The sequence below is a fragment of the Streptomyces sp. NPDC001450 genome (assembly GCF_053597295.1).
On the sequence record NZ_JBSFHY010000046.1, the window covers coordinates 79,039 to 88,880 of the forward strand.

The 9,842-nt window shown below is 73.6% G+C and carries 6 protein-coding genes, 1 tRNA gene and 1 pseudogene; 1 reads left to right on the forward strand and 7 read right to left on the reverse strand.

The window, feature by feature from the left end; translation table 11 throughout:
• Window positions 1–51: 51 nt before the first annotated feature.
• From nrfD to ACWC5O_RS37680, 6 genes are all read right to left on the reverse strand, one after another.
• Window positions 52–996 (reverse strand): NrfD/PsrC family molybdoenzyme membrane anchor subunit, encoded by a 945-nt coding sequence (gene nrfD / locus ACWC5O_RS37655; RefSeq protein WP_450588138.1) that lies wholly within the window; start codon window positions 994–996, stop codon window positions 52–54.
• On the reverse strand, window positions 993–1,925 hold the full coding sequence (locus ACWC5O_RS37660) for a 4Fe-4S dicluster domain-containing protein (protein ID WP_450588137.1): 933 nt from the start codon (window positions 1,923–1,925) through the stop codon (window positions 993–995). Before ACWC5O_RS37660 ends, nrfD begins: the two co-directional genes overlap by 4 nt.
• Entirely contained in the window at window positions 1,922–5,209 is a 3,288-nt protein-coding gene (gene fdh, locus ACWC5O_RS37665; protein ID WP_450588135.1) for a formate dehydrogenase, read from the reverse strand. The genes ACWC5O_RS37660 and fdh overlap by 4 nt, the downstream gene beginning before the upstream one ends.
• A gap of 79 nt (window positions 5,210–5,288) precedes the next feature.
• Complete coding sequence (locus tag ACWC5O_RS37670; RefSeq protein WP_450588133.1) at window positions 5,289–7,091, reverse strand: SelB domain-containing protein; 1,803 nt, start codon at window positions 7,089–7,091, stop codon at window positions 5,289–5,291.
• Entirely contained in the window at window positions 7,082–8,437 is a 1,356-nt protein-coding gene (gene selA, locus ACWC5O_RS37675; protein ID WP_450588131.1) for an L-seryl-tRNA(Sec) selenium transferase, read from the reverse strand. The genes ACWC5O_RS37670 and selA overlap by 10 nt, the downstream gene beginning before the upstream one ends.
• A gap of 42 nt (window positions 8,438–8,479) precedes the next feature.
• Window positions 8,480–8,574, reverse strand: a tRNA-Sec gene (locus ACWC5O_RS37680).
• A 72-nt stretch (window positions 8,575–8,646) separates the two neighbouring features.
• Here ACWC5O_RS37680 and selD point away from each other — a divergent pair.
• Window positions 8,647–9,666, forward strand: a complete 1,020-nt coding sequence (gene selD / locus ACWC5O_RS37685) for a selenide, water dikinase SelD (protein WP_450588129.1) — start codon at window positions 8,647–8,649, stop codon at window positions 9,664–9,666.
• Window positions 9,667–9,747: 81 nt separating this feature from the next.
• Here the strand turns inward: selD and ACWC5O_RS37690 are convergent.
• Window positions 9,748–9,842: pseudogene (locus ACWC5O_RS37690) on the reverse strand (histidinol dehydrogenase); the annotation flags it as partial.

Genomic DNA, 9,842 nt, shown 5'->3' on the forward strand with positions numbered 1-9,842 from the left:
CCCAGGGTGGCGATGTAATCGATCATCAAGGAACGGCCCCCCGGACACGACCTAGGCGGCACCCAGACCCCCCGCCCCGAGGCGGTGCCGCTGCGGAGTCACCACGTACACCGGGTCCTGAGCGGACGCGATACCCGCCGCGAAGACTCCGAACCGGGTGCACAGCCCCGCGGCCAGGTACGCCCCTCCGGCCAGGAGCGGAGTCGCGCGACGCCCCGCGAGAAGCGACAGCCCGGCCCCGGCCACGGCCAGCGCCTTGCTCAACGTCAGCAGCCGCCCGGGCCGGCCCGTGACGTAGGGCTCACCGACCAGCCCGAGCCGCCGCTCGAGGCTGCGCGTCGCGGCGAGTTCCATGACCGCGCCGAGCAGGCCCATCCGGATCGGCGGCCCGTGCTCCGCGCGGGGTGCGCAGAGCAGTGCCGCACCCGCGGCGCTGGTCAGCGCGCTGCCCGCGAACACATACGGCAGCTCCGGATACGCCTCGTGCCACGCCGGCACCGCGGTGTCGGAGAGCAGCACCGCGGTGTACGTGCACATCGCCGGCCCCAGTACGGCGGATCCGAGCCCGGCGAGCCGGCCGAGCCCGGGCAGCCTTCCGGTGGCCTGCGAGGCGGCCGCGGCGGTGGCGAGCGTGGAGAACGGCGCGAGGATCCAGGAGCCCACCGACAGCGGCGAGGTGGGCTTGAGGACGCGCAGCATGTGCGTGAAGCGCTCGGGACGGCCGAGGTCATGGACCAGGGCGGCGACGCCGGCCACCGACGCACCGCCGGCGACCCACCGGCCCGCCCCGGCCAGCCCCCGACGCCCGGTCAGCTCCGCCACCGCAGCCATGGTCGCCGAGGCACCGGCGGTCCCCCCGAGGAACAGATATCCCGGCACGTCCGGCACCTTCCAGGTGGGACGCTTGAGGATCGGCCGGCCGTAGTACGACCGGAACTCCGCGCGGGGAACCATGGGCCGTTCCCGTTCGCGCCCCTGCTCACCTCTTCTCGTCACGGCTTCCTCCTTTCCAAGGTCCCCCGCCCCAGGAAGGACAGCGCCACACTCACCGCCACCCCGACGGCAGCCGTCGCCGCGTGCCGCCACATCGACGGCAGGTCACGGGTGGTGACCACCGGGTCCGGCGGCAGTCCGTACACCTCGGGCTCGTCCAGCAGGAGGAAGAACGCGCCGTCACCGCCGACGCCGTCGTTCGGATCCCGGCCGTACAGCCGTGCCTGGTCCACCCCGCGCTCGTGCAACTCGGTCACCCGCCGGTCCGCCCGCTCGCGCAGTTCCTCCAGCGGGCCGAACTGGATGGAGTCGGTCGGGCACGCCTGGGCGCATGCCGGTTCCCGGCCCGCCCCCAAACGGTCGTAGCACAGCGTGCACTTGAAGGCCCGGCCGTCGCCCGGGCGGATGTCGATCACGCCGTACGGGCACGCCGGCACGCAGTATCCGCAGCCGTTGCAGATGTCCTCCTGCACCACCACGGTCCCGAACTCGGTGCGGAACAACGACCCGGTCGGGCAGACGTCCAGGCAGGCGGCGTGGGTGCAGTGCTTGCACACGTCGCTGGACATCAGCCACCGCACCTGGCCGTCCCCGGCACCCGTGTCGTGCCCGGGCGGTGGTCCGACGGCCGGCATGCCCAGGTCGACCGGCGGCCGGTCCGGTGCCACCTTCTGCTCGACGAACGCCACGTGCCGCCAGTTGTCGGCGCTCAGCGCACCCGTGTTGTCGAACGACTGCCCCAGCAGGTCGAGTTCCTCGGTCTCGGCCGGAACGAGGTTCCACTCCTTGCACGCCACCTGACACGCCTTGCAGCCGATACAGACGGAGGTGTCCGTGAAGAAGCCCGTCCGGGGTGGGTGGGTCTCCGGGTATCCGGCGTCCGCGGCGGGGTCGGCCAGCGGGCCGGACAGCCTGTTGCGGTCGGAAGTCATCGCTGTTCCTCTCCTGCGCCCGGCGGGATGTCCTCGGGGAGGCCGGCGCGCCGCCGGTAGGCCGCCACGTGGGCCCGCAGCGCCGGACCCCGCGGACGCCTGCCGGGCCGGATGTCGCAGGTCGCCGCCTTGGACTCCTGGATGCGTACGTTCGGGTCGAGGACGACGGACAGCAGCTCGTTCGCCGCGTCTCCCGTCGACAGACCGTTCGGACCCCAGTGGTAGGGCAGTCCCACCTGGTGGATGGTGCGGCCCCGGATCCGCAGCGGTTTGATCCGGTCGGTCACCAGCACTCTCGCCTCGACCGCCGTACGGGCCGTGGTGATGGTCGCCCAGCCCAGGTGCTCCAGGCCGCGCTCGGCGGCGAGCTCGGGGGAGACCTCGCAGAAGAACTCCGGTTGCAGCTCGGACAGATAGGGCAGCGTACGGCTCATGCCGCCGGCCGTGTGATGCTCGGTGAGCCGGTAGGTGGTGAACGCGTACGGGTACACCCTGCTCCCGGCCTGGTGGTACCGGTTGGCAGGGTGGTCGTAGGCCTGCAGCGCCGGGTTCGTCTGCTGCCCGTACAGCGGGTTGTCCACCGGCGACTCGTACGGCTCGTAGTGCGCGGGCAGCGGGCCGTCGGCCAGCCCGGCCGGTGCGAACAGCCAGGCGCGGCCGTCGCTCTGCATGATGAACGGGTCGGTGCCGGCCAGGGCGTCCTGGGCCTTCGCGTCCGGCGGCGGCCGGTAGTCGGGCGGCTTGTCCGCCTCGCAGTCCGGGACGTCGTCCCCGGTCCACCGGCCCTGCTCGGCGTCCCACCACACGTACCGCTTGCGCTCGCTCCACGGCCTTCCCTCGGGGTCGGCCGACGCCCGGTTGTAGAGGATGCGGCGGTTGGCCGGCCACGCCCAGCCCCAGTCGGGGGCGATGCGGCTCTGTTCGGCGTGCGGCCGGCGGTTCGCCGCGTGGTTGTGTCCGTCGGCGCGGACCCCGCAGTAGATCCAGACCCCGCAGGAGGTGGAGCCGTCGTCGCGTAGCTGGGTGGACGACGACAGCGGCTGCCCGTCCGGGCCGTACCCGTTGATCTCGGCGAGTACCGCGTCGGCGCTCGGCTCGGCCAGCGGGCCCGACGTCGGGTAGTCCCAGGTCAGGTCGAGCAGGGGGCGGTCGTGCGGCTCGGCGGATCCGGCGAGCTTCTCCCTGATGATCCGTCCGAGGTGGTGGTAGAACCAGAGGTCGCTGCGGGCGTCCCCGGGCGGGTCGACGGCCGTGTGGTGCCACTGCAGCAGCCGCTGGGTGTTGGTGAAGCTGCCGTCCTTCTCCGTGTGCGCCGCGGCCGGCAGGAAGAACACCTCCGTCGGGATCTCCTCGGTGCGCAGCTCACCGGTCTCGATCTCCGGCCCGTCCTGCCAGAAGGTCGCGCTCTCGATGAGGCGCAGGTCGCGCACGACCAGCCAGTCCAGGTTCGCCAGTCCGAGGCGCTGCAGCTTGCTGTTGGCCGAACCGACCGCCGGGTTCTCGCCGACGAGGAAGTACCCCTTGCACTCGCCCGAGAGCTGGTTGAGCACCGTCTGGTACGTGCCGTGGTCGCCGGTCAGCCGCGGCAGCCAGTCGAAGCGGTAGTCGTTCTCCTCGGTGGCCGCCTGCCCCCACCAGGCCTTGAGCAGACTCACCACGTAGGCGCGCATGTTGCCCCAGAAGCCGGTCGTGCCGGCGTCCGCGGCCACGAACGCGTCCAGGTCCTGGTGCTGGTGGGCGTGCGGCATGGGGATGTAGCCGGGCAGCAGGTCGAACAGGGTGGGGACGTCCGTGGAGCCCTGGATGCTGGCGTGTCCGCGCAGGGCCAGGATGCCGCCTCCCGGCCGCCCGATGTTGCCCAGCAGCGCCTGCAGGATGGCCGCGGTACGGATGTACTGCACCCCTACGGTGTGCTGGGTCCAGCCGACGGAGTAGCACAGGGCCGTGGTGCGCTCGCGTCCGGAGTTGGCCGTGATCGCGTCGGCCACCCGGGCGAAGAGCTCGCGGGGGACGCCGCACACGTCCTCGACCAGGTCCGGCGTGTAGCGGGCGAAGTGCCGCCTGAGCACCTGGTACACGCAGCGCGGGTGTTGCAGCGTCGGGTCCATGGCCGGCTTCCCGCCCAGGGCGGGGCCGCCCGCGCCGTACGAGTGCGCGCGGCCGCTCTCGCGCAGCTCCCTGCCTCCGGTCTGCCCGGCCGCCGCACCCTGCTCGCCCCCGTCGCCCGATCCCGGCCACCGGTCCCGGTCGCCGGCCGCGGCCGAGGCCTGCGCGCCCTCGTACATCCAGCTGGTCGTCTCGTAGTGCCGGCTCTCCGGGTCGAAGCCGGAGAACAGCCCGTCCAGGTCCTCGGTGTCGGCGAAGTCCTCGCGCAGGATCGCGGGCGCGTTGGTGTAGGCGACCACGTACTCGCGGAAGTCCTTGTCGTTGCTGAGCACATGGTTGATCAGGGCACCGAGGAAGGCGATGTCCGTCCCGGCCCGCAGCGGCACGTGGACGTCCGCCAGCGCGCTGGTGCGGGTGAAGCGGGGGTCGACATGGATGATCGTGGCACCCCGTTCCCGGGCCTCCACCACCCACTGGAAGCCGACCGGATGGCACTCGGCCATGTTGGAACCCTGGATGACGATGCAGTCGGCCTCGGCCAGATCCTGCTGGAACGTCGTGGCTCCGCCACGTCCGAACGAGGTCCCCAGACCGGGAACCGTGGCGGAGTGTCAAATCCGCGCCTGGTTCTCGATCTGGATCGCGCCCAGCGCCGTGTAGAGCTTCTTCATCAGGTAGTTCTCTTCGTTGTCCAGCGTCGCTCCGCCGAGCGAGGCGATGCCGAGCGTGCGCCGGACGGGAACCCCGTGATGCGTGTCCTGCCACGTCTGCCGACGGGTTTCGACGACCCGGTCGGCGATCATGTCCATCGCCCGGTCGAGCGGGATCCGCTCCCACCCCGTGCCGTACGGCGCCCGGTGCAGGACGGCAGTGATCCGGCCGGGCCCGGTCACCAACTGCTTGCTGGCCGAGCCCTTCGGGCACAGCCGGCCGCGTGAGATCGGGGAGTCCGGGTCGCCCTCGATCTGGACGACCTTCTCGTCCTCGACGTAGACCTTCTGGCCGCAGCCCACGGCGCAGTACGGGCACACGGACCGTACGACCCTGTCGGCCTTCTCGGTACGGGCGGACACCTGCTCGGTGCCGCGCGAGCGCGCCGCGCTGCCCCTGCCCAGCGCATCGTCACCGGTGAGCTGCCGGTACACCGGCCAGCCGTCGATCCACTGCCACAGGCCCATGGCGATCTCCCGCCTCGTGCCCTTGCGCCGTCGCAGCCAACGTAACGCCGGGACCCGCGAGGGGCATGTCGAGCACCGGTCAGGCCGACGCGGCGCGCACACGATGCGTGCCGTCCGCGAGCCGCTCGGTGACACCCCGGCGGTCCAGCAGCTCCAGCAGGGGCACCGCGACCCGCCGGGTGGTGCGCAGCGCCTGCCGCGCCTGGCTGAGGGTGTACGGCTGGGGCAGTTCCGCGAGCACTTCGGCGGCCCGTGTGTCGCCGTCGGGAAGCAGGAAGACACCGTCGGCCACCTTCAGCAGGCGGCCGGCGCGCACCGCGGCGGCCAACTCCCTCTTCCCGAGCCGCAGTTCCGCCATCCTCGCGGCGTCCGGCGCGGCGAACGGGGCAGCGCGCAACTCGGCGGTCAGCGCGGCCACCGCCGACTCGACGGCTTCGGGAAGCACCGCGCGGCTGCCCGGCGCGCACACCCGCCCCTCCACCACCGGCAGCGACGCGGCACCGGCAAGCCGTTCCACGACACCGGCCGTGGGCAGCCGCAGTCGCCGGCGTACCGCCTCCACGGGCATGCCGGACTCCAGGGGATGCCCATCGCGCCACTCGTCGACCACGGCACGCAAGGAGACGACCAACTCGCGCCACACGCCCGGATCAACCCTTCGGCCGTCACCCACCGGCTCGCCCACCACGGGCAGCCCCACGGCGTGCAGCTCGCCCGCGGTCGCGAAGCGCCGCCGATGCAGCAACGCCTCGGCCACCGCCCGCGGTGCCGCACCGGTCAGAGCGGTCAGCTCCGCGGCGCGCAACCGTGCGGCTCCGCGCCGGCTCAGCTCGGGGGGTGTCACGTCGAGTACGTCCACACCGGCGGCGATGCGGTGCCGACCGGGATCGCGCAGCAACGCGCGGTCGCCGACGCGCAGCGGCAGGGGCCGGGCCAGCCGCAGCCGGGCGCTGCCGGCCCCCAGCGGCCGGACCCGGGCGGCCACGGACGCGGAACCCACGTGCAGCACGAGCTCGCGGGGGAGGTCACGGCGCTCGCCGGCGTCGCCCCCGCCGCTGTCGGCGCCGCGCAGCGCGACGTCGGCCTCGGCCGTCGTCAGCCACCTGCCCGGAGTGAGGAGAGCGTCACCGCGGCCGATCGCCCGGTGCTCGACGCCGCGCAGACCGACCGCCACGCGGGCCACGGCGCGGACCTCGGGCGTGTCCCGGCCCAGCGTCTGCAGGCCGCGTACCCGCATCACCGCCCCGGTGGAGGCCAGCTGAAGCTCCGCGTCGCTGCGCAGGGTGCCGGCCGTCAGCGTTCCGGTGACCACCGTGCCCGCGCCGACGACGCTGAACGAGCGATCGACCCACAGCCGGACGTCGGCGTCCGGATCGGCGGGTGGCAGGGCTCCCACCAGCCGCGTCAGTCCGTCCCGCAGCCGGTCCAGGCCCTCGCCGGTGCGCCCGCTCACCGTCACCGAGTCAACCGGTCCGAGGCTGGTCGACGCCATGCGGGCCAGCGCCTGTTGCCGGGCCGGTTCCGGGTCGGCGAGGTCGCAGCGGGTGACCGTGAGCAGCGCATGCCGGACGCCCAGCGCGTCCAGTGCCTGCAGATGCTCGGCCGACTGCGGCATCCAGCCCTCGTCGGCGGCCACCACGAACAGCACGGCGGGGACCGGGCCGATACCGGCGAGCATGTTGGGCACGAACCGCTCGTGGCCCGGGACGTCGACGAACGCCACCTCCGGCCCGCCGGCGAGGGTCGTCCAGGCGAAGCCCAGGTCGATGGTCAGCCCGCGCCGGCGCTCCTGCTCCCAGCGGTCCGGCTCCATCCCGGTGAGCAGCCTGACCAGCGTCGACTTGCCGTGATCGACGTGACCGGCGGTGGCGATCACGTGCACGGCCGCTCACTTCCGTGGTCGTCTCCGTCTTCCGGGCGTCCACCGCCCGTACGCGACCGCCGTGCGGCGAGCACGGCCTGCAGCACCGCCTGCTCCTCCTCCGCCCCGACCGTGCGCAGATCCAGCAGGCACCGGCCGCGCTCCACCCGGCCGATCACCGGGACCGCGCCGGTGCGCAGCAACGGGCCGTACGGCGCGGGCAGGCCGACGGCCGCGCTGGGCAGGGTCACCCCGGGCGCGCCGCCACCGCCCACGGCCGCCTCCGTACGCAGCACCTCCGCCGGTACCCCTTCGGCCCGCAGCCGCTCGACCAGCCGGGCGGCGCGCTCGCGCAGGGCGGTCTCGTCGGCGGCCAGCGCGGTGCGTACGGGCGGCTCCGGACCGCGCAGCGTCGCTTCCAGCGCGGCCAGGGTCAGCTTGTCCACCCGCATGGCCCGGGCCGCGGGATGCCGCCGCAGTCGCTCGACCAGCCCCGCTTCACCGAGCAGCAGCCCGGCCTGGGGTCCGCCGAGCAGCTTGTCCCCGCTGGCCGTCACCAGCGCCGCCCCGGCACGCAGCGCGGTGGTGGCGTCCGGCTCCTGGGGGAGCAGCGGGTGCGGGCCGAGCAGACCGGAACCGATGTCCACCACGACCGGCGGCCCGAGCGTCGCCAGCTCGCTCACACTCGCCGCCGCGGTGAAACCGCTGATGTGGAAGTTGGACGCGTGCACCTTGAGCAGGAAACCGGTGTCGGGGCCGATGGCCTCGGCGTAGTCCCGCGCACGGGTGCGGTTGGTGGTGCCGACCTCGCGCAGCCGCGCGCCGGTGGAGGCCAGCAGCTCCGGAATGCGGAACCCGTCGCCGATCTCGACCAGCTCACCCCGGCTGATCACGATCTCCCGTCCCTGGGCCATCGCCAGGGCGCACAGGAGCAGCGCGGCCGCGTTGTTGTTCACCACGTGCACCGCTCCGGCATCGGGCGCCGCCTCGGCCAGCGCGGCGAGCGCCCCGCGTCCGCGGCGGGCCCGGCGGCCTTCGGCCAGGTCGAACTCGACGTCCGTGCATCCGGACGCGGCCAGCACGGCGTCCCGGGCGGCATCCGACAGCGGTGCCCGGCCGAGATTGGTGTGCACCAGCACACCGGTGGCGTTGATCACCGGCCGCAGGCCGCAGGCTCGCTCGGGCAGATGGGCGACGGCCGCGTCCACCACGTCCTCGGGAGCGATCTCGCCGGCCCTCGCGCGTCGCTGGGCCTGCGCGACAGCCGCCTTCACCAGGGGACGCCCCAGCGTCCGGACGGCGGTGGCGAGCCGCGGCTCGGCCAGCACGGCGTCGGTGCCTGGGATGCGCCGGCGCGGATCGCTCATGGCACCTCTTCCACTCACCGTGGCCCTCCTGCGGCGCGTGCGTGGCGGAGGCGGACGGGAATCGAACCCGCCAACGGCAGCTCCTGCCGTTCAACGGTTTTGAAGACCGGGCCGGTCACCAGGCCGGACACGCCTCCCCACGCCACGCGGCCATCTTCGCAAAAGCCGTATACCGGCGCTAACGGAACGCGTCCGGAATCATGATCTGCATGACCTCATCGACGGCGCCCCGCGCATCCGTCCGCCTCACCCAGTACGCGCACGGCGGCGGATGTGCCTGCAAGATCCCGCCGGGCGAGCTGGAGGAGGTGCTGCGGGGCCTGGGGGCCGCCGTACCGGTCCGTGACCCCGAGGGCGAACTGCTCGTAGGGCTGGACGACGGCGACGACGCCTCCGTCGTGCGCCTGCCGGACGGTACAGCGGTACTGGCGACCACCGACTTCTTCACGCCCGTGGTCGACGACCCCTACGACTGGGGCCGCATCGCCGCGGCGAACGCGCTGTCGGACGTCTACGCCACCGGCGGCCGTCCCCTGCTCGCCGTGAACCTGCTGGCCTGGCCGCGCGGTGTCCTCCCGCTCGACCTGGCCCGCGAGGTGCTGCGCGGCGGCCTGGACACGGCCGCGGCCGCGGGCTGCCACGTCGCCGGCGGCCACAGCGTGGACGACCCCGAGCCCAAGTACGGCATGGCGGTCACCGGCCTGGTCGACCCGGACCGTCTGCTGCGCAGCGACGCCGGAAAACCGGGTGTGCCGCTGTCCCTGACCAAACCGCTCGGCATCGGCGTGCTGAACAGCAGGCACAAGGCCACCGGCGAGGTGTACCCGCACGCGGTCGAGGTCATGACGCGGCTCAACCGGGCGGCGGCCGAAGCGGCGCTCGCCGCCGGGCTCACCTGCGCGACGGACGTCACCGGGTTCGGGCTGCTCGGCCATGCCTACAAGCTCGCCCGGGCGAGCGGGGTCACGGCCCTGATCGACGCGAACGCCGTGCCCTACCTCGACGGCGCCCGGCAGGCGCTGTGCGAGGGACACGTCAGCGGCGGCACCCGGCGCAATCTCGCGTGGGTACGCCCCCACAGCGACCTGTCGGCGGTGAGCGAGGACGAGGCACTGCTCCTGGCCGACGCGCAGACCTCCGGCGGGCTGCTGGTGGCCGGCGAAATCCCCGGCGCGCCCGTCGTGGGCGAGCTGCTGCCGCGCGGCGAGCACGTCCTGGTGATCCGCTGAGCCCGGCCATCAGGCCGACGGCCGGCCGGCAGGCGTGTCGTCACAGGCGCAGCACAACGGCGCCCGCCGACCCGGGCGTTGCCCGGCCGCGTAGTCGCCGAGCGACACCGGGGCCCAGGGGCCGATGAAGATCGCGCCGGCGTTCCTGACCCGGCCGGCGACCGCGGCGGCGTCCG